Source organism: Streptomyces sp. PTL18 (genome assembly GCF_059510295.1).
In genome coordinates this window covers 16,349-40,291 of record NZ_JCAJZO010000018.1, presented here as the reverse complement: position 1 = coordinate 40,291, position 23,943 = coordinate 16,349, and the positions used below count along the sequence as shown (strand labels likewise).

Here is a 23,943-nt window from a genome sequence, read left to right as displayed (position 1 = left end):
GTGTCCTCACACCGGAAGGAAGTTGATGGGATGGCTGTCGGTCGCCCACAGGTACTGGACCGCGTACGCCCGCCACGGCCGCCAGGCCGCCGCGCGGGCGGTGAGCGCGGCCGGGGTGGAGGGCAGGCCCAGTTCCCGGGCGGCGCGTCGGATGCCGAGGTCGGTGGGCAGGAATGCGTCGGGGTCGCCGAGGGCGCGCATCGCGATCACGTCGACCGTCCAGGGGCCGAAGCCGGGCAGGGCGAGCAGTCGGGCACGGGTTTCCTGCCAGTCGCTCTCGACGCCGAGATGGATGGATCCGTCGGCGAGTCGACGGACGAGGGTGGTGAAGGTCGTCCGGCGGGCGCGGGGCATCGCCAGCGACTCCGGGTCGAGGGCGGCGAGGGCCTCCGGTGCCGGGAAGAGGTGGGTGAGGCCGCCTTCGGGGTCCTCGACGGCCTCGCCGTGTGCGGCGACCAGGCGGGACGCATGGGTGCGGGCGGCGGCCGTGGAGACCTGCTGGCCGAGGACCGCCCGTACGGCGAACTCGGCCTCGTCGACGGTGCGTGGCACCCGGCGGCCGGGGGCCTTGTCGACGAGGGCTGCCAGCACGGGGTCCGTGCGCAACTGGTCGTCGACGGCGACCGGGTCGGCGTCCAGGTCGAGCATGCGGCGGCAGCGGCTGATGGCGACGGCCAGGTCGCGCGGGTCGGTGAGGCTGAGACGGCACGCGATGTGGTCGGGCCGCGGGGCCAGTGCCACGATGCCGTGGCCGTACGGCAGGCGGAGGGTGCGTCGGTGGGCCCCGTCGCGCCACTCCTCCACGCCGGGTACGGCGGTGGCGGCGAGGTGGCCGAAGAGGTTGTCGGGGTTGAGGGGGGCACGGAACGGCAGCCTGAGGCTGAGGACGCCCGGTGCGGTCACCGTCTGCCGGGGCCGGCGGGCGCGCAGCTCGCTCGGGGCGAGCGCGAAGACCTCGCGGACGGTCTCGTTGAAGGTGCGGATCGAGGAGAACCCGGCCGCGAACGCGACGTCCGCCATCGGCAGCCCGGTCGTCTCGATGAGCAGCCGGGCGGTCTGGGCACGCTGCGCCCGGGCGAGCGCGAGGGGCCCGGCGCCCAGTTCGGCGAGGAGCTGGCGCTCGACCTGGCGGGTGCTGTAGCCGAGGCGGGCGGCGAGGCCGGGCACGCCCTCGCGGTCCACGACGCCGTCGGCGATCAGCCGCATGGCGCGGGCGACGAGGTCGGCGCGCTGGTTCCACTCGGGGGAGCCGGGGCTGGTGTCCGGGCGGCACCGCTTGCAGGCCCGGAACCCGGCCTGCTGACAGGCGGCGGCGCTCGGGTAGAACGTCATGTTCTCCGGCTTGGGCGGCACCGCCGGGCAGCTGGGGCGGCAGTAGATCCGCGTGGTCAGGACCGCTGTGTAGAACCAGCCGTCGAAGCGCGCGTCCTTGGACCGGACGGCGCGCACACAGCGTTCCCAGTCGGCGTGCATCGCGTTCCGCATGCCTCAAGCATCGGGCACGGGAGCGTGCCGGGCTGGCGGAAATCCGACATGTGGTTCGGGCGACCTGCCCCTCCTTCGATCACCGTGTTCAGCGGGGGCTGCCTTGCCGGGGGGCGGGCGCGGCGGCATGAGCGATCGCTCAGGCGAACTGCGCGGCGAACGCCTCGTACGCCCGCTCGTCGAAGAGCACGAACCTGACCTCCGCGACGGCTGTCCGAGTGGCACTGACCGTCGCCACCGCGATGCGTGCGGCGTCGTCGACCGGCCACCCGTAGATGCCGGCGGACACGGCCGGGAACGCCACCGTCCGGGCGCCGAGTTCGTCGGCGACGCGCAGCGACTCCCGGTAGCAGGAAGCCAGCAGCTCGGACCGGTCCTCCTCGGGGCTGTAGCGGGGGCCGACCGTGTGGATCACCCAGCGTGCGTCCAGTTCGCCGGCCGTGGTGGCGACCGCGCGGCCCGTGCGGAGGCCCTTGCCGTACCGGGAGGCGCGCAGCGCGCGGCACTCCTCGAGGATCGCCGGACCGCCGCGCCGGTGGATCGCGCCGTCCACTCCTCCTCCGCCGAGCAGCGAGGAGTTGGCCGCGTTGACGATCGCGTCGGCGCTCTGACGGGTGATGTCGCCCTGGACCAGCGTGATGGTGGTCATCGCTGCCTCAGCCTCCGCCAGACCGCCTTCGCCGCGTTGTGCCCCGACATGCCGTGCACGCCCGGGCCCGGTGGGGTGGCCGAGGAGCAAATGAAGACGGCCGGGTGCGGGGTGCTGTACGGGAACAGGGACACCTTGGGGCGCAGCAGGAGCTGGAGGCCGGACGCGGCGCCGGTGGCGATGTCGCCGCCGACGTAGTTGGCGTTGCGGGCGGCCAGCTCGGGCGGGCCCGCGGTGGCGCGGGCGAGGACGCGGTCGCGGAACCCCGGGGCGAAGCGCTCCAGTTGGCGTTCCATGGCGTCGGTGAGGTCTCCGCGCCAGCCGTTCGGCACATGGCCGTACACCCAGAAGACCTGCTTGCCCGCCGGGGCTCGGGTGGGGTCGGCGGTGCCGGGCTGCACGGTGATGAGGAACGGCCGGTCGGGTGCGCGGCCCTCGCGGGACGCGGCGCGCAGCGCGGTGCCGATCTCCGCGCTGTCGGCGCCGATCTGCACGGTGCCGGCTACGCGCGGCTCCTGCGCGGTCCACGGGACCGGGCCGTCCAGCGCGTAGTCGATCTTGAAGACGCCGGCGCCGTAGCGGTAGCCGTCGTAGTGGCGTCCGAGACCGGCGATACGGGCCAGGGCGGTGGGCGAGGTGTCGAAGACGTACGCGCGCGCCGGGGGCAGGTCGTCCAGGCGCTTGACCTCGTAGTCGGTGTGGACGGTGCCGCCCAGGTCCTTCAGGTACGCGGCGAGGGCGTCGGAGATGGACTGGGAGCCGCCGCGGGCCACCGGCCAGCCGCGGGCGTGCGCCGCGAGCGCGAAGACCAGGCCGATCGCGCCGGTGGCGAAGCCGCCGAGCGGGGAGATCACATGGGCGACGAGCCCGGCGAACAGTGCCTTGGCGCGCTCGTCGTGGAAGCGGCGCATCAGCCAGGTGGACGGGGGCAGGCCGACGAGGCCGAAGCGGGCGAGGGTGACCGGGTCGCGGGGCAGCGCGGTCAGGGGCAGCGACATGAAGTCCCGGGCCAGGGTGTCCCAACGGCTGAGGAACGGCGCGACCAGGCGGCGGTACGTCCCCGCGTCGCGCGGACCGAACGAGGCGGCCGTCTCGGCCACGGACCGGGACAGCACGGCGGCGGTGCCGTCGGCGAAGGGGTGCGCCATCGGCAGCTCTGCGTGCAGCCACCGGAGGCCGTACCGCTCCAGGGGCATCGCCCGGAACGCGGGCGAGTTGATACCGAGGGGATGCGCCGCCGAGCACGGGTCGTGCCGGAAACCGGGCAGCGTCAGCTCCTCGGTGCGGGCGCCGCCGCCGACGGTGTCGCGCGCTTCGAAAACGGCCACGGAGAACCCGCGGCGGGCCAGCTCCACGGCAGCCGTCAGCCCGTTGGGCCCCGCCCCCACCACGACCGCATCGAGCATCGACGGCACCTTCGGACTCCTTCGTCAGCCGACGGCCACAGGCAATCAGGATATGCCGGGGGTCCGACACGCCCAGGGCGCGCGGAAATCTCAGACGGCGCCCGACAGCAGTTGCACCACCCGGCGCGCCGTGGCCTCGTCCCGGGCCGCGGTGAACGGCAGCGCGTTGCCACCGGTGATCCGGAACGGCTCGCCCGTCAGGGTGAGGTGAGCGCCACCCGCCTCCTCGACCAGCAGCAGGCCGGCCGCGTGATCCCAGGCCGCCTCCCAGCTGAAGGCCGTGCCGTCCAGGACGCCCTGGGCGATGTGGAGGTACTCCAGGCCCGCCGAACCGCAGGAGCGCGGCCGGACGCCGTCCGTCCACAGACCGAGCAGCGCGCGCTTCTGCTCGTCCGTCGTGTAGTCCGGGTGTGAGGTGGCCACCTCCAGATCGCGGCCGGCCCCGGGAGAGCCCGCTCGCAGGCGCTCGCCGTCGAGGAACGCGCCCTTGCCCCGTATCGCCGTGGCCATCTGGTCCAGAGCCGGGGCGTAGGTCCACGAGGCGCGCACGACACCGCCCTGGGCGAGCGCGACCAGTGTGCAGAACCCGGGGTCGCCGTGGACGAACTGACGGGTGCCGTCGACCGGGTCGACGATCCAGACGGGGGCCTCGCCCCGGACGGCCTCGTACGTCACCGGGTCGGCGTGCACCGCCTCCTCGCCGACCACGACCGAGCCGGGCAGCAGGTTCGAAAGCACCTCGGTGAGGTGGGCCTCGGCGTTGCGGTCGGCGTCCGTGACCAGGTCGTGCGGTCCGCTCTTCTCGTCGATCTCGTGCGCGGCGAGCCGCCGGAAGCGCGGCATGATCTCGGTGGCGGCCGCCTTGCGCACGGCCTCCTCGACGTCTGCCGTGCCGTGCGCGAGAAACCCGTCGATGGTTTCGTAGTCGTCGATCATGCCCTCCATGAGAGCACGCGTCACTGACAGCCCCCGCCGGCTCGGTGTACTCCGGGTGGAATCGGCATGAATTCGGCGCTTCTCCCCGGCGGGCGGGTTCAGCGGCCCACCGCGTAGCCCTGCATGCCCCGCGGATTGGCCGCGGCCGACAGCACGCCCGTCGCCGGGTCGCGGGCGACCGCGCACAGCCGCCCCTCCGACCAGGCCTCGCCGACGGTGACGTCATGACCGCGCCGGCGCAGTTCCGCGACGACCTCCGGGGCCGTACGGGACTCGACGGTGACACTGCCGGGGCGCATGCCGCGCGGGTGGAACGAGCCGGGGAAGCTGTCGTTGTGCCAGTTCGGGGCGTCGATGGCGCCCTGCAGGTCGAGGCCGCCGCGGACCTGCGGGAGCAGGGCGGCCGCCAGGAAGAAGTGGAGTTGCCACTGGTCCTGCTGGTCACCGCCGGGCGTGCCGAACGCCAGCACCGGAACCCCGTCGCGCAACGCGATGGAGGGGGTGAGGGTGGTACGGGGGCGGCGCCCGGGCGTCAGGGAGTTCGGCAGGCCTTCGTCGAGCCAGGTCATCTGGAGCCGGGTCCCGAGCGGGAAGCCCAGTTCGGGAACCACCGGGTTGGACTGGAGCCAGCCGCCGCTGGGCGTGGCCGCGATCATGTTGCCCCAGCGGTCGACGACGTCGAGGTGGCAGGTGTCGCCGCGGGTGGCGCCGCCGGCGGCGACGTCCGGTTCGCCGGGCACGGGCGACGCCGGCCCCTTGGCCATGGTCGGTTCGCCGACGCCCATGGGGTTGAAGCCCGGATCGCCGGTGGCCACCACGTGCGCGTACGCACTCAGGCGCGGGACGCGGCCACCGGGGGCGCCGGGACGCAGCTCGTACGACGCCTTGTCGCCGATCAGGGCGCGCCGCTCGGCGTTGTAGGCGTCCGACAGCAGTTCGTCGAGCGGGACCCCGGCCGCGTCTCCGTACCAGGCCTCTCGGTCGGCCATGGCGAGCTTGCAGCCCTCGACCAGCAGGTGGACGTAGTCCGCAGAACCGTACCGGGGCAGCTCGGGCGGGAGCAGGGCGAGCTGCTGGAGGAGGACGGGACCCTGGCTCCAGGGACCCGCCTTGCACACCGTCCAGCCGTTCCAGTCGTAGGTCGCCGGGGTCTCGTAGCCGGCCGACCAGGAGGCCAGGTCGTCTGCCGTCAGGGTGCCGCGGTGGCGTTCGCCGCTGGTGTCCAGGGTGGGCCGCCCAGCCTGCCGGACCAGGGCCTCGGCGATGAACCCGGACCGCCACACCCGCCGGGCCGCCTCGATCTGCGCCTCCCGGTCCCCGGCCCCGGCGACCTCGGCGAGCAGACGCTTCCAGGTGGCGGCCAGCGCGGGGTTGCGCAGCGGTTCGCCGGGGCGCGGCGGCCTGCCGCCGGGGAGGTACACCTCGGCCGAGGAGGTCCACTCGGTCGCGAACAGCTCGCGCACGGTCTCGACGGTCCAGCCGACATGCTCCACGGGCGGGTGCCCGTGCTCGGCGTAGCCGATGGCGTACGTCAGGACGTCCTCGAGGGACCAGGTGCCGTGGTCGCGCAGCAGGAGCATCCAGGCGTCGAAGGCTCCCGGGACGGCCGCGGCGAGGGGTCCGGTGCCGGGGACGAGATCGAGACCGAGCCCCCGGTAGTGGGGGATGCCGGCTCCCGCGGGCGCGACACCCTGCCCGCACAGCACCCGCACGTCGCCGCCCGCCGGGGCCAGCAGGATCGGGACCTCGCCGGCGGGACCGTTGAGGTGGGGTTCCACGACGTGCAGCACGAACGCGCCCGCCACGGCCGCGTCGAACGCGTTGCCGCCGCCCTCCAGTACGGCCATGGCGGACTGGGAGGCCAGCCAGTGGGTGGAGGACACCATGCCGAAGGTGCCCTGGAGGGTGGGGCGGGTCGTGAACACAGGGCCTCTCGCCTCGCCTTTTTATGTGCATCGGCCCGGCTTGAGGGCACTCCGGACCGGTCCTGGGGTACCGGCGGCCGTCTCCGCGCGGCTGAGGAAGAGGTTTCCCTGTGCCCTTCACAGGGGAAACGAGAATCGCCGCACCCGCCCTGTTCCTCTTTCGGCAGCCGCCGGAGCCGGTCCCTGGGCGCTCCGGCGGGGCCAGGCGGTGCGACGGCTGAGGTCGGGACTAAGCTGCGGCCATGACCGAGCTCAAGACCCCTGCACCCCGCGACGCCTTCGAGCTGCTGCTGTCCGGTAACCAGCGCTTCGTCGCCGGCACCCCCGAACACCCGAACCAGGACGCCACCCGCCGTGCCGAGATCGCACCGGGCCAGCAGCCCTTCGCCGTGCTGTTCGGGTGCTCGGACTCCCGGCTGGCCGCCGAGATCATCTTCGACCGCGGCCTGGGCGACCTGTTCGTGGTGCGCACCGCCGGCCACGTCCTGGGCGCGGAAGTGCTGGGCAGCATCGAGTACGGCGTGGACGTGCTGGGCTCCCCGCTGGTGGTGGTGCTCGGTCACGACTCGTGCGGTGCGGTCGGCGCGGCGTGCGCCGCGCTGGAGGACGGCATGGCACCGGCCGGCTACGTCCGGGACGTCGTCGAGCGGGTGACCCCCAGTGTTCTGGCGGCGCGGGCCGCCGGACGGGTCGAGCCGGAGGAGGTCCTCGCCGAGCACATAAGGCACACCGTCGACCTGCTGCTGGACCGCTCCCGGGTGCTTGCCGAAAAGGTCGCCGCCGGCCAGGCGGCCGTGGTGGGTCTGTGCTACCGCCTGGCTGACGGCAGCGCACAGCTCGTCGCAGCCCGCGGCCTCGACGTCCCGGCCGGCACCGCGTCCTGACGAAGGCTCGCGGGCCGGGACGGGGAACGGCCGTCAGCCGGCGGTGAGGGCGGGCGGCCGCCGATCCCCGGCGGGCCTGGTCAGGACGACCGCTCCCCGGCGGGCCTGGTCAGGACGGTTCTCCAGGATGTCCTTCAGGGCGGGCACCGCCTTGCACCCTGGGAACGACATCGGCGCCGGTCACACGGCGGGCCGGGGCCCCGCGGCGCGGCGGAGCCGGTTGGCGATGGCCAGTCCCAGCCCCTCCTCCCCCGGCAGGGAGGCGATGATGAGGTCGCACCCTCGCTGGTCGAGCTCGCGCAGGAATCCGTACAGCCCGCGCGCGTAGGCGGCCATCGACCCGGGGACCGTCAGCACGGTGTGCGCCTTCACCGGAGCGTCGGCGAGGGAGGGGGGAAGCAGAACGCCCACCCGGTGCCCCACCTCCTGCGCGAGCTCCGCTTCGGCGACGACCTTCTCGGGCTCGACGAGGACGACCCGCGCACGCGGCGCATAGTGGGACGGATGCTGGCCCGGCACCCGGACGCGGCCGGCCGAGTGGACCGCGAGCGGGCACCCCAGCACCGCTTCGAGGTCCTCACGCGTCACCCCGCCGGGCCTCAGGATGGCCGGGATCTCTCCCGTGGCGTCGACGATGGTCGACTCGACGCCGACCTCGCAGGGGCCGCCGTCCAGTACGAAATCGACGCCGTCACCGAGTTCCGCACGGACGTGGTCCGCCGTCGTGGGGCTGACCTGGCCGAAGCGGTTGGCGGACGGGGCCGTGACACCGCCGCCGAAGGCCGACAGCAGCGCCAGCGCGACGGGGTGGTCGGGCACGCGCACGGCCACCGTCTGCAGGCCGCCGGTTGCTTCGAGGGGTACCCGGCGGCCGCGCCGCAGGACCAGGGTGAGGGGCCCCGGCCAGAAGTGTTCTGCCAGCAGGCGCGCCGTGGCGGGCACGTCCTCGACCCAGTCGCCCAGCAGCCCCGCGCCGCCGATGTGGACGATCAGCGGGTGGGAGGGCGGGCGCCCCTTGACGTGGAAGATGCGCGCGACAGCGGCGGGGTCCTCGGCGTCGGCGCCCAGACCGTAGACGGTTTCGGTCGGGAAGGCCACCAGCCCTCCGGCGCGCAGCACACCGGCCGCCTTCTCGATGTCACTGGTTCTTGCCATCACCCTCGCATCCTCTCACCGCTCCCCTCCCCCACATTCCTCGGCATCGTCGCCATGGAGGCCGCGCCGCAGAACACCGCCGGCTCCGGCTGGGGCTCGTGCTGCGCCGGTTCACCAGGACGGGCGATCAGCACGACGGCTGCCGGCGCCGGTCCGGTGACCACCTTGTGACACGGTCCTCGGGCCAGCCGCGACGCGCGAATGGGCGCCTGCCGCCCGCTGCCGCCGCCTCCCACGGCCCACTGAGCGCCCGCCGCCGCCCGTACGCCCCCGGGGTCCGCGTGACGCCCGGTCGTACGGGTACTCGGCGGCCATGAACCAGATGAACCGGGACAGCGGAGCAGGGGGGACGCGGAACCGCCGGTACGGAGCCTCCGGCCCCGAGCCGTCGCAGACCCCCGGGGTGGAGCCGGGCGGAGTGCCCCCGGGCGAGACGCCACCCGGCGAGAGCAGCACGTCGGAGGTCACGCACCGGGACGACTACGACCGGACGCGGGGCTGGGCGAAGGGCCCACTGATCGTCATCATCGCGCTGGTGGTACTGGTGGCCGGGTTCTTCCTGGCGTACGCGATATCGCTGATGGTGTGATGCGGTGAGCGCTCCCGGACGGCCGGGCGGTCGTTGGGGCCGGGAACGGTGACGCCCGCCGCGCGGCGCACACGCGGCGGAAGCAGAAAGGCTCAGGCGCCCGCACGGGCTCGCCCCGGCAACAACGGCGGCGCACGCACATAACGGGACACACGCCCCATGGGTGGTCGGCTTGCGTCATCGCTTGGGTACAGAGCGAGTTGGCCCTTCCGCCTCATGGGCAGTCATGTGAAACTGTCGTCCCGTCCGCAGTGTGGACCTCGCCGTCCGTCCCCCACGAGAAGTGCGCCGTGCGTGATCTTCCCCTGCCGCTCGCCCTCACCGCGCGGCTGAGCCCGGTCCTCGTGCTCGCCTGTGCGGGCTGGGCGCTGACCTCCGGTCCGGGCGCCTCCTCGGCCACCGAGCACAGGTCGTCGCAGGGCAGCCGAAACGCCCAGAGTCCCCAGGACTCGGGGAGCACCTCCGATGCCGGGCCGTCGGCCGCGGCGAAGACGTACGCCTCCGCGCCCGCACCGTGCACGGCCCTGAGCGGGAAGACGGTCACGTCTCTGGTCCCGGGTGCCAAGCCGGCCGGCAAGGAGATCCCCTCCACGGACCGTTCGGTGCGCCGCACGTGCTCCTGGAACGCGCTCAAGGGCTACGACTACCGCTGGCTCGACGTCACCTTCGAGATCATGGACTCGTCGGCGCAGGCGCAGAAGTCGTACAGCGAGCGGACCACGGACAAGAGCGGCGGCGGCGCGGTTCCCGGTCTCGGCGACACCGCCTACTCGGTCGTGAACCTCACCACCGAGGACAAGCAGCAGACCCGCGAGGGCCTGGTGCTGGTACGCGCGTCCAACGCTCTGGTGTCCGTCGACTACAACGGCAGTGACTTCGAGACCAAGAAGGCGCCCGATACGGACGAGATCAACAAGGGCGCCATCAAGGCCGCCAGGGAGGCGGTGGCCGCGCTGGGGGGCGGTCAGCAGAAGAGCTGACCGCCCCCGTGGCCCGTCCGACGGTCAGACCGTGGCGTCGTCCCGGCCTCGCGCGAGCATCAGCAGCAGGTACAGCACCATCGACGTGCCGAGGCCGACCGCCCAGCCGTAGTCGGCGAGGGGCTTCAGTGCCGGGACGGGGCGGCCGTCGATCAGCGGATGGAAGTCCGCGCCGCCGATCGCCAGCACCCCGCCGACGGCGAAGGCCAGCACGGCCCGCCAGTTCCAGCCGCCCCGGTACCAGTAGCGGCCACCGGAGCGGTACAGGTCCGCGAGGTCGAGCCGGGTGCGGCGCAGGATCCAGTAGTCGGCGATGAGGATTCCGGCCACCGTGCCAAGCAGACCGCCGACCAGGCCGAGCCAGGTGAAGATGTAGCCCTGCGGGTCGGAGTACAGCTTCCACGGGAAGATCAGCACCGCGAGGACCGAGGTGATCAGGGCGCCGGTGCGGAAACTCACCTTCCGCGGCGCGACGTTGGAGAAGTCGAACGCCGGGGAGACCAGGTTGGCCGCGATGTTCACCGACAGGGTCGCCACCAGTACGGTCACCAGGGCGTACAGCAGCCCGACCACGTTGTCCGTCTTCGCGGCCAGTTGCACCGGGTCCCAGACCGGCTTGCCGTACACGGCCTGCGAACCGGAGGTGACGAGCACCGACAGGAACGCGAACAGGGTCATCGTGGTCGGCAGGCCGAGCGCCTGGCCCCACGTCTGGGCCTTCTGGCTCTTCCCGTACCGGGTGAAGTCCGGGATGTTCAGCGACAGCGTGGACCAGAAACCGATCATGCCCATGAGGGAGGGCGCGAACAGCTTCCAGAAGTCCGCTCCCCAGCCCAGCCTGGAGGGCTGGTCGAACAGGGGGCCGAAGCCGCCGGCCTTGCTGCTCATCCACCACAGCATCACCAGGGCGCCGACGATCACGAAGGGCGCCGCCCAGTTCTCGAACCGCCGGATGGTCTCCATGCCCCGGTGGATGATGGCGACCTGGAGCACCCAGAAGATCGCGAACGACAGCCACATGGTCCAGGCGTAGCCGCCGGCCTTGGACGCGTTCGCCCAGCTGTCGCCGATGAGCTTCCCGGCGAGGAAGTAGATCGCCTCCCCGCCGATCCAGGTCTGGATGCCGAACCAGCCGCACGCCACCAACGCCCGTACGACCGCGGGGAGATTGGCGCCGCGCACGCCGAAGGAGGCCCGCGCGAAGACCGGGAAGGGGATGCCGTACTTGGGTCCCGCGTGCCCGGTGAGCAGCATCGGGACCAGCACGATCACATTGGCCAGGGCGATGGTGAACACCGCCTGCTTCCAGTCCATGCCGACCGCGATCAGACCGGAGGCCAGGGTCCAGGACGCCGTGTTGTGGGCCATGCCGACCCACAGCGCGGAGAAGTTGTACGTGGTCCAGGTGCGCTTGGCGACGGGGACCGGCAGCAGGTCCTCGTTGGCGTACGCACCGCTCGGCGGCGGGGAGCCCGGGGCGATCTCCACGCGCCCGTCGGGGAGGGTGACTTGGGCGGACGGCGGTATGGCCGTGGGAGCGGTGTCGGTCATGGGGCAGGCCAATCAGGAGGTGGGACGGGAAAGGCCGTGCGGGTGGCGGCGCCGATGGGGGGGTGCGCCCGGTGGACGGTGCGACCGGAGCGTCCTGGGTCCCCTTCCCGGGAGAGCGGGAAGGGGACGAGCGGGGAGAGGGAAGGGTCCGGGGCCCGGTGGCGGTTCAGCCGTTGACGGCCGGGATGACCTGGCTCCCGTACGCGTCGATGACGGCTTCCTGAGCGTCGTGCATGTCGTACACGGCGAACTGGTCGACGCCCAGCTCGCGCAGTGCCTTCAGTTTCTCGATGTGCTTCTCGGCCGGGCCGACGAGGCAGAACCGGTCGACGATCTCGTCGGGCACGAACTGGGTGTCGGGGTTTCCGCTGCGCCCGTGGTGGGCGTAGTCGTAACTCTGACGGGCCTTGATGTACTCGGTCAGCTCCTCGGGGACGGCGGAGGAGTGCTCGCCGTACTTGGCGACCAGGTCGGCGACGTGGTTGCCGACCATGCCACCGAACCAGCGGCACTGCTCACGGGCGTGCGCCAGCGCCTCGGGCGAGTCGTCCTCGGTGACGTAGGCGGGGGCGGCGACGCAGATCGTCACCTCGGACGGGTCGCGCCCGGCGGCCACGGCCGCGTCCTTCACCGCCTTGACCATGTACTCGGTCAGATACAGGTCGGCGAGCTGGAGGATGAACCCGTCGGCCTCCTCTCCGGTCATCTTCAGCGCCTTGGGACCGTACGCCGCCATCCACACGGGCAGCCGGGCCCCCGGCTTGATCCAGGGGAACTTGACGACCGTGCCGCCGCCGAGGTCGGCCTCCTGGCCGCTGCCCAGCGCCCGGATGACCTTCATGGCCTCGCTGATGCGGGCCAGCGTGTTGGGCTTGCGGCCCGCCACGCGCATCGCCGAGTCGCCGCGGCCGATGCCGCAGACGGTGCGGTTGCCGAACATGTCGTTGAGGGTGGCGAACGTGGAGGCCGTGACCTCCCAGGTGCGGGTGCCGGGGTTCGTGACCATCGGGCCGACCGTCAGCTTCCGGGTGTTCGCGAGGATCTGGCTGTAGATCACGAACGGTTCCTGCCACAGCACGGCCGAGTCGAAGGTCCAGCCGTAGCGGAAGCCGTTGCGCTCCGCTCTCTTCATCAGGCTGACGACCCGCGAGGCCGGCGGGTCGGTCTGCAGGACGAGTCCGAAGTCCATGGGGCGCCACTCCTAGGTGAGGTACTGACAGGTGGAGCGGGGGGTGTAGACGCCGTGTCCCGCGCGTCCGGTGAACTCCCGCTCGCTGATGACGGGTTCGCCGCGCGAGAGGACCGTCTCGACCCGGCCGGTGGTGCGCTTGCCCTCGTACGCCGAGTAGTCCACGTTCATGTGGTGCGTCCGGGCCGACATGACCTGCTCGGCGTGCGGGTCGTAGATGACGACGTCGGCGTCGGCGCCGGGGGCGATGGTGCCCTTCTTCGGGTAGAGGCCGAACATGCGAGCCGGGGTGGCGCAGGCGATCTCGATCCAGCGGCGGCGCGAGATGTGCCCGTCGACGACGGCCTGGTGGAGCAGGTCCATGCGGTTCTCGACGCCCGGCAGACCGTTGGGGATCTTGGAGAAGTCGCCCCGGCCCAGCTCCTTCTGGCCCGCGAAACAGAAGGGGCAGTGGTCGGTGGAGACCACCTGGAGGTCGTTGGTGCGCAGCCCCTGCCACAGCTTGGCCTGGTGTTCCTTGGGGCGAAGAGGCGTGCTGCACACGTACTTCGCGCCCTCGAAACCGGGTTCGGCGAGGTTGTCGGTGGACAGGAACAGGTACTGCGGACAGGTCTCGCCGAAGACGTTGAGCCCCTCGTCGCGTGCCCTGGCCAGCTCGGCGACCGCCTCCATCGCCGAGACGTGCACCACGTACAGCGGGGCTCCCGCGACCTGGGCCAGCTTGATGGCGCGGTGGGTGGCCTCGGCCTCGAGCAGGGCCTTGCGGACCTCTCCGTGGTAGCGAGGGTCGGTCTCGCCGCGGGCGAGGGCCTGTTCCACGAGTACGTCGATCGCGATGCCGTTCTCGGCGTGCATCATGATCAGGCCGCCGTTCTCGGCGGAGCGCTGCATGGCGCGCAGGATCTGGCCGTCGTCGGAGTAGAAGACCCCGGGGTAGGCCATGAACTGCTTGAACGAGGTCACGCCTTCCTCGACCAGGAGATCCATCTCCTTGAGCGTCTCCTGGTTCACATCGGAGACGATCATGTGGAAGCCGTAGTCGACGGCGCAGTTGCCCTCGGCCTTGGCGTGCCAGGCGTCCAGGCCCTCGCGCAGCGAGTGGCCCACGCTCTGCACCGCGAAGTCGATGACGGTGGTGGTGCCTCCCCAGGCGGCGGCCCGGGTGCCGGTCTCGAAGGTGTCGGAGGCGAAGGTGCCGCCGAACGGCAGCTCCATGTGGGTGTGCGCGTCGACACCGCCCGGGATCACGTACTTGCCGGTGGCGTCGATGATCCTCCCCCATCCTTCGGGCGGGGGTGCCCCGGTCTCGCTGAGCTCGGCCGTGAAGGCCTCGGCGACCGGGGTGCCGGACGCGGCGAGGGCGGCGATGCGGCCGTCCTCGATCAGGACGTCGGCGTGGATCTCGTCGGACGCGGTGATGACGAGGCCACCGCGGATGACGGTACGGCTGCGGCTGCTCATGCTCCCTCTCCTGCGTAGTGCTCCACTGGGATGCGATCGGGCAGTGCGGGTTGTGTGCGGCTGGTCGCTCCCAAGTTCTCGGCTTCGCTCGAACAGGGGACCCCCATCGCGGCGGTAGCCGCATGTCGGGCACGGCCCCGCGCCCCTTGCGGGGCGCGGGTGCCTCCGCCCGTTACGGCGTGGTCAGCGGGCCGTAGGCGCCCGGGGCCCTGTCCCGGTAGAACTGCCAGCGGTCGCGGACCTCCCGCAGCTTCGCGAGGTCCAGGTCGCGGACGACCAGCTCGGTCTCCTTGTCGCTCGCCACCTCGCCGACGAACTGCGCCTCCGGGTCCACGAAGTACGAGGTCCCGTAGAAGTCGTTGTCGCCGTACTCCTCGACGCCCACCCGGTTGATCGCGCCCACGAAGTACTCGTTGGCCACGGCCGCCGCCGGCTGCTCCAGCTGCCACAGGTAGCCGGACAGGCCGCGTGAGGTGGCCGACGGGTTGAACACGATCTCGGCGCCCGCGAGACCGAGGGCCCGCCAGCCCTCCGGGAAGTGGCGGTCGTAGCAGATGTAGACGCCGACCCTGCCGACGGCGGTGTCGAAGACGGGCCAGCCGGAGTTGCCGGGGCGGAAGTAGAACTTCTCCCAGAAGCCCCTCACCTGCGGGATGTGGGTCTTGCGGTACTTGCCGAGGTAGGAGCCGTCCGCGTCGATCACCGCGGCGGTGTTGTACAGGACGCCGGGCTGCTCCTCCTCGTACATCGGCAGGACGAGGACGATTCCCAGCTCCTCGGCGAGGGCCTGGAAGCGCTTGACGATCGGGCCGTCCGGGATCCGCTCGGCGTACTCGTAGAACGCGGGGTCCTGGACCTGGCAGAAGTACGGCCCGTAGAACAGCTCCTGGAAGCACAGGACCTGGGCCCCCTGCGCGGCGGCGTCGCGGGCCGCCTGCTCGTGGACCTGGATCATCGATTCCTTGTCGCCCGTCCAGGCGGTCTGGAAGACGGCGGCACGGATCACTCTGCTCATCGGGACCTCCGGTCGCTCGGTGTGCGGCAAGGCTAGGAAGTCCGGGGATGCGGTTTGAGTTGCACCGTGTCACGTCTGCGGGCGTCCGGCGTTGCACCGTGTCACACCTGCCCGTACACGTCTGTTTCCCGCGCTCTTCCATGGCCTTCACCCTTGTTGGGCGTCATGCGCGAGCAGCGCGATGTGCACCGAGGCGGCCTGTTCGAAGTCGTCGAGGTCGACTCCGAGGCGGGCCTGGATGGCCTCCAGCCTGCGGTAGAGGGCCGGTCGGCTGACGTGGTGGAGCTGGGCGGTGCGGGACTTGTTGCGGCCGGTGGCCAGGTAGGTGCGCAGCACCGGCAGCAGCTCCTGCTCGGCGTCGCGCCCGCACAGCAGCCCGTCCAGCTCCCGCTCGGCGAAGGCCTGCACGTCCGGGTCGTCGCGCAGCAGCCGGATCAGGCCGCGCAGATGGACGTCCCTGAGGCGTACGACGGCCGGGAGGTCCTGCGCCGCGGAGTGGCCGGCCACGGCGTCCGCGACGTGCTGGGCCTCGCGCAGCCCGGCGGGCACGTCCTCCCAGGCGGTGCGCGGGGCGGCGGCTGCGACGGCCGATCCGCGCACCTCCGGGGACTCCGTGTGCAGCCGGGTGGCGAAGTGCGCGGTCAGCGCCTCCGCGTCCTGGTCGCGGGCGAGGCTGAGCAGTACGGCGGTGACCCCCTCGACCAGCTCGGCCACGAGTCCGGGCAGACCCAGCAGCCGCAGAACGCGGTCGAGTTGGGCGGGATCGCCGTCGCGTACGACGAGGGGCACGAAGGTACGGCGGTTGACCGGCAGGCCGGCCGCCCGGGCCCGGGGCAGCAACCGGCCGGGCGGGACGGCCCCGGAGACGAGGTCGGTGAGCAGGCTCTGGGCGGACTGCTCCTCCCAGGTGTGCACCGAGCCGTGGAGCATCCGGTGCAGGACGAGGGCCTCGGCGGCGCGTTCGGCGAGCAGGCGCCCGATGGGGCTGTCCCCGCGGTAACCGCACAGCACGATCCGGCCCCAGCGCTCGCCTTGTCCGCCGAGTTCGGCGCGGACCCAGCCGTCGCCCTCGCTGCCGCCGGCCTGCCGGGCGATGCGTTCCCAGTCGCGCAGCACGTCGTCGACCGCGGGCCGCTCCCCCGCCGTGGCAAGCACGCGGTGCGCGAGGTTGGTGAGGACGACGGGACAGCCGGCGTGCACGGCGACCTCGTCGAGCAGCCGCTGCAGCGGGGCGCCGGCGGTGATGAGCCCGGTCAGGGCCGTGCGGACGGACTCCGACAGGCTCACCGCCGCGAACTTGCGCCGCACCAGCCGGGACTGGACCTCCTCGGTCAGTTCGGCGAACGGGAAGGGCCGGTGCAGCACCACCATGGGCAGCCCGCAGCGTTCGGCGGCCCGGCGCATCACCTCCGGGGGCGCCGGGAAGGCGCGGCCGAGTCCGAGGACGACGGCCGCGGCCTCCGCGCGGTGCAGGGACCGGACGTACTCGGCCTGCTTCTCCAGGTCGCCGGCGAGCAGCACCCCGGTGGTGAGGACCATCTCGCCGCCGCTGAGCATCACGCCGACGTCGGGCGCCTCGGCGACGTGCACCCAGCGCACCGGCCGGTCCAGGTACCCGGCGCCGGCCACCACCTCGGGCTCGCCGGCGAGCACCCGGTCCAGGGCGAGGACCCGGCGTACCGACAGGGCGGGTTCCAAGGCGGTGGGCATGGCTGTGTTCCCTTGCTCCGGTCCTACGGGAGAGACCTCGTGAGGGCGCTGTCGAGGGGACGGGCCATCAGTGCACGCTCCTCAGGGCCTGCTCGAGGATCGCGGCGCCCTCTCCGGCCTCCGCGACGGTGAGCGAGAGCGGCGGGGCCACGCGCAGCACGCTGGTGTTGTGCCCGCCGCCCTTGCCGATCAGCAGGCCGCCCTCACGGGCCGCCTCCAGCACGGCGGCCGCCGCGTCCGGGTCGGCCTGGTCGGTGCCGGGCCGCACCAGCTCGACGCCGATCATCAGGCCGCGCCCGCGTACCTCCCGTACGTGGGGCAGCTGGGCGGCGACGCCGCGCAGCCGCTCGATGAGCAGTCCGCCGACGCGCCGGGCGTTGCCCTGGAGGTCGTGCTCCAGCAGGTACGTGAGGTTGGCGAGTCCGGCGGCCATGGTGATCTGCGTGCCGCCGAACGTCGAGATCGAGTTGGCGTCGAGGCAGTTCATGATCTCGGCGCGGGCCACGACCCCGCCGATGGACATGCCGTTGCCGATGCCCTTGGCGAAGGTGAGGATGTCCGGAGGGCCGCTCCGGCCGTGCGCCTGCCAGCCCCAGAAGTGGTCGCCGGTGCGGCCCCAGCCGGTCTGCACCTCGTCCGCGATCCACAGGATGCCGTGCTCCTGGAGCACGTCACGGAACGCCGCGTACAGCCCGTCGGGTGGCGAGGTGAAGCCGCCGACGCCCTGGATCGGCTCGGCGATCAGGGCGGCGGGCGGGCGGATGTGGCCGAGAAGGTCCTTCAGGTCCTCGACGCAGGCCGCGATGAACTCGGCGTCGCCCAGGTGCGCGAACGGGCCGCGGGTGCGGACGCCGCCGTGGACGTAGAGGGTCTGGAGCGGGGAGAGGGAGGTCGGGGACCAGCCGCGGTTTCCGGTGATGCCGATCGCGCTGAACGAGCGGCCGTGGTAGCTGTTGCGCATCGCGAGGATCTGGTTGCTGCGCCGGTACGTCGTCGCCAGCAGCAGCGCGGCGTCGTTGGCCTCCGTGCCGGAAGTGGTGAAGAAGACGCGGGCGTCCGGGATGCCGCTGAGCTGGGCGACGCGCTCGGCGAGTTCGACCATGGGCCGGTTGAGGTAGAGCGTGGACGAGTGGATGATCCGCCCGGCCTGCTCGCTCACCGCCTTGGTCACCTCGGGCAGGGCGTGCGCGGTCATCGTGGTCAGGATGCCGCCGAAGAAGTCCAGGTACTTCTTCCCGTCGGCGTCCCAGACGTGACGGCCCTCGCCGTGGGTGATCTCCAGGGGGTCCTTGTAGTAGAGGGCCAGCCACTCGGGCAGGACGGCCCTGTGGCGGTCGTACAGGTCACTCACGGCGTCACCAGTCCTTCGTACGCGTCGGGGCGGCGGTCGCGGTAGAACGCCCACTGCTGCCGCACTTCTTCGATGAGGTCGAAGTCGAGGTCGCGCACGACGAGCTCCTCCTCCTTGTCACTCGCGACCTCCCCCACGAACTGCCCACGGGGATCGACGAAGTAGCTCGTCCCGTAGAAGTCGTTGTCGCCGTACTCCTCGCGGCCCACGCGGTTGATCGCGGCGACGAAGTACTCGTTGGCGACGGCCGCCGCGGGCTGTTCGAGCTGCCAGAGGTGGGAGGACAGGCCGCGGTGGGTCGCGGACGGGTTGTAGACGAGCTGGGCGCCGTTCAGACCGAGCTGCCGCCAGCCCTCCGGGAAGTGGCGGTCGTAGCAGATGTAGACGCCGACCCTGCCGACGGCGGTGTCGAAGACGGGCCAGCCGAGGTTGCCGGGTTTGAAGTAGTACTTCTCCCAGAAGCCCTTGACCTGGGGGATGTGGTGCTTGCGGTACTTGCCGAGGTAGGTGCCGTCCGCGTCGATCACGGCTGCGGTGTTGTAATAGAAGCCGGACTGCTCGACCTCGAAGACGGGGGCCACGACCACCATGCCGGTCTCGCGGGCGAGGTCCTGCACACGGCGCACCGTCGGCCCGTCGGGCACCGGCTCGGCCCAGCGGTAGTGCTCGGGCTCCTGGACCTGGCAGAAGTAGGGGGCGTTGAAGACCTCCTGGAAGCCGATGACGTTCGCGCCCTGCCGGGCGGCCCGACGGGCGTGCTCCACATGCTTGGCGATCATGGATTCGGTGTCACCGGTCCAGGTCGCCTGGACCAGTGCGGCGCGTACGACGTGGGCCATGGTGCCGCTCCTTTGCCTGATGGTCCGCGAGGGACGTCAGAGAGCCTCTACGCCCGTAGAGCCAGGCTGTAGAGGCTCGAACGTAAGCCTCCGCGGCGACCTTGCCAAGACCATCGTCGTCAACCCGCGGTATCGATCATGTTTCGCACCCCCGCGGGTGAGTGGTCGGATTGTCGGCGGGCCGGTCAGGCGGTGAATCCGGCGACCCTCAGAGCGTGGACGAGGTCCCAGTGACGCTCGGCGGAGGCACCCCGTGCGGCCTCCAGGAGCAACGGTACGAGCAGTTGGGGGTCGGCGGCGACACTGCGGGCGGCCTCCTCGGGGGTGCGGACGCGTACGTACGCGTCGAGGAGCGCGCCGACCTCGCGGTGCCGGCCGTCGGCGTGGAGTCCGAGGACGGCCTCGCCGATCTCCTTCGCGGGCCGGGCGACGCCCTGCCGCAGCATCTCCTCGCCGTCCGCCCCGCGTCCGGCCTCGGTGAGGGCGTCCGCGGCGGCGACGAGGCGGTCGGCGGGCAGCGAGGCGGCCTCCCACAACAGGGTGGTCCAGTCGGCGGTGAGGCCCGCGCGGTGCAGTTCGGCGGCGAGCAGGGGGTAGCGGGCGGCGGGCCAATGGGCGGCCTCGACGAGCAGCGCGTGCGCCTCGCCGCTGCGGCCCTCGGCGCGCAGCCGGACGAGCGCGGCGGCGGTGTCGGCGGCGAGCTGCCGGTCGGCTTCGTCGAGGTGCCTGGTGCGCGGCTGGTGGGTCTCGGGTGTCGCGGCACCGGCGGCCCCGGCGAACCGGGCGCCCCTGAGACCCCGGCGTCCCTGCGCGGGTACGGCCATGGGCGCGACGGCACTCGCGGGCGGCTCCGGCGCGTCCATCACTCCGGCGAAACGGGCACTGCCGCGCGGGCGGCGCTTGGAGCGCTGCTCGGCGGGGGCCTCCACGGCGACGGGGTCCGGGCCCGACTCGCCGGTGGCGGAGTCCCCGGACGGGACGGTGGCGGAGTCCTCGGACGGGCCGCCCGGCGGGTCGGGAGCGGAAACGTCGTGGGCCGGTCCCGCGTGCGGGCCCCGGGGGCCGTCGTGCGGGCGTTCGGACGCCGCGTCCGGGCCCTGCGGCGCCTCGTCCCGGCGCGTCCGGGCCGCCCCGGCCCACCGGCTCTCCGCGCGGGCGTCCGAGGGTGCCGGTGCTGCCCTGCCGCCCGGGTCCCCCAGCGGGCGGTGTTCCGTGGCCGTCTCCTCCTCCAGCCGGAACACCTTCCGCGCCCCTGCCGCCCCGGAGGGCCGCGTGCCGCGGGCGGGCAGGGCGCGGTGGTCGAGGGCCTCCATACGGCGACGCAGCTCCGCGCAGCGGGCCGTGGCGCGGTGGTGGTCGTCCCGGGCCCAGGTCAGGTCGAGGTGGAGCGAGGCGGCCTCCTCGCGGGTGGCGGCCGACTCCAGCCGGCGTTCCAGGTCCGCCTTGCGCTCCGCCGCGAAGCGCTTCTCGCGCAGCATCACGTCGAGCCGGTCCCCGAGCGCCTCCCGGGCCCCCGGCCGGGCGTCGTACGCGGTGAGCGAGGCACCGTGCAGCGTCCGCGCCCGCTCGGCCTCCCGCGCGGTGGCCGCCGGCCCGAACGCGGCGGCGAGGTCCTGCAACAGCGCCTCCACGACGTCCCAGGGCGGCACCTCCCGGCCGTCCAGGCAGGCCCGCATTCCGTCGGGGTCACGCTGCCAGAAGACTCCGCACCAACCGCCGCCCTGGTCGAGCCGCGCCAGCAGCCCGTTCAGGTAGCTCGCGAACTCCCGCACCGCTTGCGGGAGTCGACCCACCGCCATCGCTCAGCTCCCGCCCGAGTGGAGTACTCCGATCCGGTAGAAAACACCAGCCGTGTTACGAAAGGGCTACAGGCGGTTTTCGGAGCGGGCGCAGTGCGCTCCGCGGAGGCATCCGCACCCTGTGCGCGCCCCGCCGGCTCCAGGGGCGCCGCGCTCGAGGGCCGCGTACGACTCCGCCGCGCGGGCGCCGGCCGGCGGCACGCGACCGCGAGCCGGCCGACCGCAGGCGGCTCACGTTCCCCGCCGCACTCTGGACATGCCCCTGCACAACGATCGTGGGATGGTGTTCTAAGCGCGGCCCGGCACACCCACGTCAGGTGTAAACCGGACAACCCAGGGCACCCGCGACGGACCGGCATGTACATCAGCGGAACGGAAGGCCATGACCAGCGGATTCACGGGTCCGCAGGGCTACGGCTCGGACCCCTTCGCAGAGTTCTTCGCACGCATCTTCGGTGGACAGCGTCCCGGTCCCCGGCAGATCGATCTCGGACGGCTGCTGAGCGAGCCGGCCCGGCAACTGGTCGCCGGCGCCGCGCGCTACGCCGCCGAGCACGGCAGCCGCGATCTGGACACCCAGCACCTGCTGCGCGCCGCGCTCGCCACCGAACCGACCCGGAGTCTGCTCAGCCGCGCCGGGGCGGACCCCGACTCGCTGGCCTCGGAGATCGACGAACGCTCCGGCCCGGCCCAGCAGGGCTCGGGCGACGCGCCGCCGCCGCCCACCTCGCTCTCCCTGACGCCCGCCGTCAAGCGCGCCCTGCTGGACGCGCACGAACTGGCCCGGGCCAGCGGCACCGGCTACATCGGCCCCGAGCATGTGCTCAGCGCGCTCGCCGCGAATCCGGACTCGGCCGCCGGGCACATCCTCCACTCCCACCGCGTCACCCCCTCTCCCCTGCCCCCGGAGGCGGCGGACCACGCGGCGCAGCGCCCCGAACGGCCGCGCCCCACCTCGACGCCGACCCTGGACAAGTACGGCCGCGATCTCACCGACCTCGCGCGGCAGGGCCGTATCGACCCGGTGATCGGGCGGGAGGAGGAGATCGAGCAGACCATCGAGGTGCTCTCCCGCCGCGGCAAGAACAACCCGGTGCTCATCGGTGACGCGGGCGTCGGCAAGACGGCCATCGTGGAGGGGCTCGCGCAGCGCATCGCGGACGGCGACGTGCCCGACGTCCTGCTCAGCCGCCGGGTCATCGCCCTGGATCTGACCGGTGTGGTGGCCGGCACCCGGTACCGGGGCGACTTCGAGGAGCGGCTGAACAACATCGTCGGCGAGATCCGCACGCACTCGGACGAGTTGATCGTCTTCATCGACGAGCTGCACACCGTGGTCGGCGCCGGTGGCGGCGGAACGGAAGGCGGCTCGATGGACGCGGGCAACATCCTCAAGCCGGCCCTGGCCCGCGGGGAGCTGCACGTGGTGGGCGCCACCACGCTGGAGGAGTACCGCAGGATCGAGAAGGACGCGGCGCTGGCCCGCCGGTTCCAGCCGATCCTGGTGCCCGAACCGTCCGCCGCCGACGCCATCGAGATCCTGCGCGGATTGCGCGACCGCTACGAGGCCCACCACCAGGTCCGCTACACCGACGAGGCGCTGGTGGCGGCGGTGGAGCTGTCCGACCGGTATCTCACCGACCGGCATCTGCCGGACAAGGCGATCGACCTGATCGACCAGGCCGGTGCCCGGGTCCGGCTGCGCGCCAAGACGAAGGGCACGGATGTGCGGGCCCTGGAGCGCGAGGTCGAGCGGCTCACACGCGACAAGGACCAGGCGGTGGCCGACGAGCAGTACGAGCAGGCCACGCGGCTGCGTGACCGCATCACCGAGCTGAAGCAGCGGATCGGTGAGGCGAGCGGCGAACCCGAGGCCGACGAGGGGCAGCACCTGCAGGTCACCACCGAGGCCATCGCCGAGGTGGTGTCGCGGCAGACCGGCGTCCCGGTGAGCCGGCTCACCGAGGAGGAGAAGGAACGGCTGCTCGGCCTGGAGGAGCACCTGCACCAGCGGGTCGTCGGGCAGGACGAGGCGGTGGCCGTGGTCGCCGACGCGGTGCTGCGCTCGCGGGCCGGGCTCGCCAGCCCGGACCGGCCGATCGGCAGCTTCCTGTTCCTCGGCCCGACCGGTGTCGGCAAGACGGAGCTGGCCCGGGCACTCGCGGAGGCGCTGTTCGGCAGCGAGGAGCGCATGGTCCGGCTCGACATGAGCGAGTATCAGGAGCGGCACACCGTCAGCCGACTGGTGGGCGCACCGCCCGGTTACGTGGGCCACGAGGAGGCCGGGCAGCTCACCGAGGTGGTACGGCGGCACCCGTACTCGCTGCTGCTGCTCGACGAGGTGGAGAAGGCGCACCCGGACGTCTTCAACATCCTGCTGCAGGTCCTCGACGACGGCCGGCTGACCGACTCCCAGGGCCGGACGGTGGACTTCGCCAACACGGTCATCGTGATGACGAGCAACCTGGGCTCGGAGGCCATCACCCGGCGGGGTGCGGGCATCGGGTTCGGTGCGGGTGGCGCCGAGGCGGACGAGGAGGCACGGCGCGAACAGATCCTGCGCCCGCTGCGCGAGCACTTCCGGCCGGAGTTCCTCAACCGCATCGACGAGATCGTCGTCTTCCGCCAGCTGACGGCCGAACAACTACGGCGTATCACCGACCTGTTGCTCGACAGGACCCGGCGTCGGCTCGAGGCGCAGGACATCGACGTGACGTTCAGCGAGCGGGCCGTTCAGTGGCTGGCGCAGCGAGGCTACCAGCCGGAGTACGGCGCGCGCCCGCTGCGCCGCACGATCCAGCGCGAGCTGGACAACCGGCTCTCCCGGCTGCTCCTGGACGGCCGGATCGAACGCGGCAGCCGGATCGAGGTCGACGTCGAGAACGGCCAACTGGCGTTCCATCCACGGCCGCGCGCCTCGGCGAGGGCTTCCGCCGACCGGGAACCGGGCGGCGGTGCGGCCCGCGCCCCGGGGGGCGGGACCGCATCCCGGTGAACCGCCCGGCGGCCCGGCGACCGT

18 protein-coding genes are annotated in these 23,943 nt (G+C 72.6%); 4 read left to right on the top strand and 14 right to left on the bottom strand.

The features are described from left to right. Positions 1–6 precede the first annotated feature (6 nt). The 5 genes from AC5WS8_RS27800 to AC5WS8_RS27780 form a co-directional block, all read right to left on the bottom strand. Positions 7–1,473, bottom strand: coding sequence for an AlkA N-terminal domain-containing protein (locus AC5WS8_RS27800; RefSeq protein ID WP_496106330.1), 1,467 nt, complete (start codon positions 1,471–1,473; stop codon positions 7–9). 151 nt (positions 1,474–1,624) lie between these two features. Next, the gene (locus AC5WS8_RS27795; RefSeq protein ID WP_496106230.1) at positions 1,625–2,134 is read right to left on the bottom strand and encodes an O-acetyl-ADP-ribose deacetylase; all 510 of its coding nucleotides are present in this window, start codon (positions 2,132–2,134) and stop codon (positions 1,625–1,627) included. After that, positions 2,131–3,540: a phytoene desaturase family protein gene (locus tag AC5WS8_RS27790; RefSeq protein ID WP_496106229.1), complete on the bottom strand. Its 1,410-nt coding sequence runs from the start codon at positions 3,538–3,540 to the stop codon at positions 2,131–2,133. The genes AC5WS8_RS27795 and AC5WS8_RS27790 overlap by 4 nt, the downstream gene beginning before the upstream one ends. Positions 3,541–3,630: 90 nt before the next feature. Then, positions 3,631–4,476 carry an inositol monophosphatase family protein gene (locus AC5WS8_RS27785; RefSeq protein ID WP_496106228.1) on the bottom strand — a complete coding sequence of 282 codons (846 nt, stop codon included), beginning with the start codon at positions 4,474–4,476 and terminating at the stop codon, positions 3,631–3,633. Between the two features lie 98 nt (positions 4,477–4,574). Beyond that, positions 4,575–6,401, bottom strand: a complete 1,827-nt coding sequence (locus AC5WS8_RS27780) for a gamma-glutamyltransferase family protein (RefSeq protein ID WP_496106227.1) — start codon at positions 6,399–6,401, stop codon at positions 4,575–4,577. 242 nt (positions 6,402–6,643) lie between these two features. On the opposite strand from AC5WS8_RS27780, the gene AC5WS8_RS27775 reads away from it, so the two are divergent. Continuing rightward, entirely contained in the window at positions 6,644–7,285 is a 642-nt protein-coding gene (locus AC5WS8_RS27775) for a carbonic anhydrase (RefSeq protein WP_496106226.1), read from the top strand. Between the two features lie 180 nt (positions 7,286–7,465). Here AC5WS8_RS27775 and AC5WS8_RS27770 read toward each other — a convergent pair whose 3' ends face one another. Then, positions 7,466–8,440, bottom strand: a complete 975-nt coding sequence (locus tag AC5WS8_RS27770; RefSeq protein WP_496106225.1) for an L-threonylcarbamoyladenylate synthase — start codon at positions 8,438–8,440, stop codon at positions 7,466–7,468. Between the two features lie 322 nt (positions 8,441–8,762). Between AC5WS8_RS27770 and AC5WS8_RS27765 the strand changes: the two genes are divergently transcribed. Beyond that, positions 8,763–9,029, top strand: coding sequence for a DUF6480 family protein (locus tag AC5WS8_RS27765; protein WP_496106329.1), 267 nt, complete (start codon positions 8,763–8,765; stop codon positions 9,027–9,029). Between the two features lie 290 nt (positions 9,030–9,319). Further along, positions 9,320–10,009 carry a hypothetical protein gene (locus AC5WS8_RS27760; protein WP_496106224.1) on the top strand — a complete coding sequence of 230 codons (690 nt, stop codon included), beginning with the start codon at positions 9,320–9,322 and terminating at the stop codon, positions 10,007–10,009. Between the two features lie 24 nt (positions 10,010–10,033). On the opposite strand, the gene AC5WS8_RS27755 is transcribed toward AC5WS8_RS27760, so the two are convergent. The 8 genes from AC5WS8_RS27755 to AC5WS8_RS27720 all read right to left on the bottom strand — a co-directional run bounded on the left by AC5WS8_RS27755 (position 10,034) and on the right by AC5WS8_RS27720 (position 20,924). After that, positions 10,034–11,560: an NCS1 family nucleobase:cation symporter-1 gene (locus tag AC5WS8_RS27755; protein ID WP_496106223.1), complete on the bottom strand. Its 1,527-nt coding sequence runs from the start codon at positions 11,558–11,560 to the stop codon at positions 10,034–10,036. Positions 11,561–11,726: 166 nt separating this feature from the next. Further along, positions 11,727–12,749: a TIGR03842 family LLM class F420-dependent oxidoreductase gene (locus tag AC5WS8_RS27750; RefSeq protein ID WP_496106222.1), complete on the bottom strand. Its 1,023-nt coding sequence runs from the start codon at positions 12,747–12,749 to the stop codon at positions 11,727–11,729. Positions 12,750–12,761: 12 nt separating this feature from the next. Further along, positions 12,762–14,210 (bottom strand): dihydropyrimidinase, encoded by a 1,449-nt coding sequence (gene hydA, locus AC5WS8_RS27745; protein WP_496106221.1) that lies wholly within the window; start codon positions 14,208–14,210, stop codon positions 12,762–12,764. A 172-nt stretch (positions 14,211–14,382) separates the two neighbouring features. After that, on the bottom strand, positions 14,383–15,225 hold the full coding sequence (locus AC5WS8_RS27740) for a nitrilase-related carbon-nitrogen hydrolase (protein ID WP_496106220.1): 843 nt from the start codon (positions 15,223–15,225) through the stop codon (positions 14,383–14,385). Between the two features lie 147 nt (positions 15,226–15,372). Next, positions 15,373–16,935: a PucR family transcriptional regulator gene (locus AC5WS8_RS27735; protein ID WP_496106219.1), complete on the bottom strand. Its 1,563-nt coding sequence runs from the start codon at positions 16,933–16,935 to the stop codon at positions 15,373–15,375. 67 nt (positions 16,936–17,002) lie between these two features. Beyond that, on the bottom strand, positions 17,003–18,286 hold the full coding sequence (locus AC5WS8_RS27730; RefSeq protein WP_496106218.1) for an aspartate aminotransferase family protein: 1,284 nt from the start codon (positions 18,284–18,286) through the stop codon (positions 17,003–17,005). After that, complete coding sequence (locus tag AC5WS8_RS27725; protein ID WP_496106217.1) at positions 18,283–19,125, bottom strand: nitrilase-related carbon-nitrogen hydrolase; 843 nt, start codon at positions 19,123–19,125, stop codon at positions 18,283–18,285. The genes AC5WS8_RS27730 and AC5WS8_RS27725 overlap by 4 nt, the downstream gene beginning before the upstream one ends. A 185-nt stretch (positions 19,126–19,310) precedes the next feature. Next, positions 19,311–20,924 (bottom strand): hypothetical protein, encoded by a 1,614-nt coding sequence (locus tag AC5WS8_RS27720; protein ID WP_496106216.1) that lies wholly within the window; start codon positions 20,922–20,924, stop codon positions 19,311–19,313. Between the two features lie 382 nt (positions 20,925–21,306). Here AC5WS8_RS27720 and AC5WS8_RS27715 point away from each other — a divergent pair, with 382 nt between their 5' ends. Further along, positions 21,307–23,919 carry an ATP-dependent Clp protease ATP-binding subunit gene (locus AC5WS8_RS27715; RefSeq protein ID WP_496106215.1) on the top strand — a complete coding sequence of 871 codons (2,613 nt, stop codon included), beginning with the start codon at positions 21,307–21,309 and terminating at the stop codon, positions 23,917–23,919. Positions 23,920–23,943: the final 24 nt, after the last annotated feature.

Bases quoted from the DNA above. Each gene is read 5' to 3' on its own strand.
- AC5WS8_RS27770 (WP_496106225.1), bottom strand. From the start codon at position 8,440: ATGGCAAGAACCAGTGACATCGAGAAGGCGGCCGGTGTGCTGCGCGCC.
- AC5WS8_RS27785 (WP_496106228.1), bottom strand. From the start codon at position 4,476: ATGATCGACGACTACGAAACCATCGACGGGTTTCTCGCGCACGGCACG.
- AC5WS8_RS27715 (WP_496106215.1), top strand. From the start codon at position 21,307: ATGACCAGCGGATTCACGGGTCCGCAGGGCTACGGCTCGGACCCCTTC.
- hydA (WP_496106221.1), bottom strand. From the start codon at position 14,210: ATGAGCAGCCGCAGCCGTACCGTCATCCGCGGTGGCCTCGTCATCACC.
- AC5WS8_RS27800 (WP_496106330.1), bottom strand. From the start codon at position 1,473: ATGCACGCCGACTGGGAACGCTGTGTGCGCGCCGTCCGGTCCAAGGAC.
- AC5WS8_RS27720 (WP_496106216.1), bottom strand. From the start codon at position 20,924: ATGGCGGTGGGTCGACTCCCGCAAGCGGTGCGGGAGTTCGCGAGCTAC.
- AC5WS8_RS27725 (WP_496106217.1), bottom strand. From the start codon at position 19,125: ATGGCCCACGTCGTACGCGCCGCACTGGTCCAGGCGACCTGGACCGGT.
- AC5WS8_RS27755 (WP_496106223.1), bottom strand. From the start codon at position 11,560: ATGACCGACACCGCTCCCACGGCCATACCGCCGTCCGCCCAAGTCACC.
- AC5WS8_RS27765 (WP_496106329.1), top strand. From the start codon at position 8,763: ATGAACCGGGACAGCGGAGCAGGGGGGACGCGGAACCGCCGGTACGGA.
- AC5WS8_RS27740 (WP_496106220.1), bottom strand. From the start codon at position 15,225: ATGAGCAGAGTGATCCGTGCCGCCGTCTTCCAGACCGCCTGGACGGGC.
- AC5WS8_RS27750 (WP_496106222.1), bottom strand. From the start codon at position 12,749: ATGGACTTCGGACTCGTCCTGCAGACCGACCCGCCGGCCTCGCGGGTC.
- AC5WS8_RS27795 (WP_496106230.1), bottom strand. From the start codon at position 2,134: ATGACCACCATCACGCTGGTCCAGGGCGACATCACCCGTCAGAGCGCC.
- AC5WS8_RS27790 (WP_496106229.1), bottom strand. From the start codon at position 3,540: ATGCTCGATGCGGTCGTGGTGGGGGCGGGGCCCAACGGGCTGACGGCT.
- AC5WS8_RS27735 (WP_496106219.1), bottom strand. From the start codon at position 16,935: ATGCCCACCGCCTTGGAACCCGCCCTGTCGGTACGCCGGGTCCTCGCC.
- AC5WS8_RS27775 (WP_496106226.1), top strand. From the start codon at position 6,644: ATGACCGAGCTCAAGACCCCTGCACCCCGCGACGCCTTCGAGCTGCTG.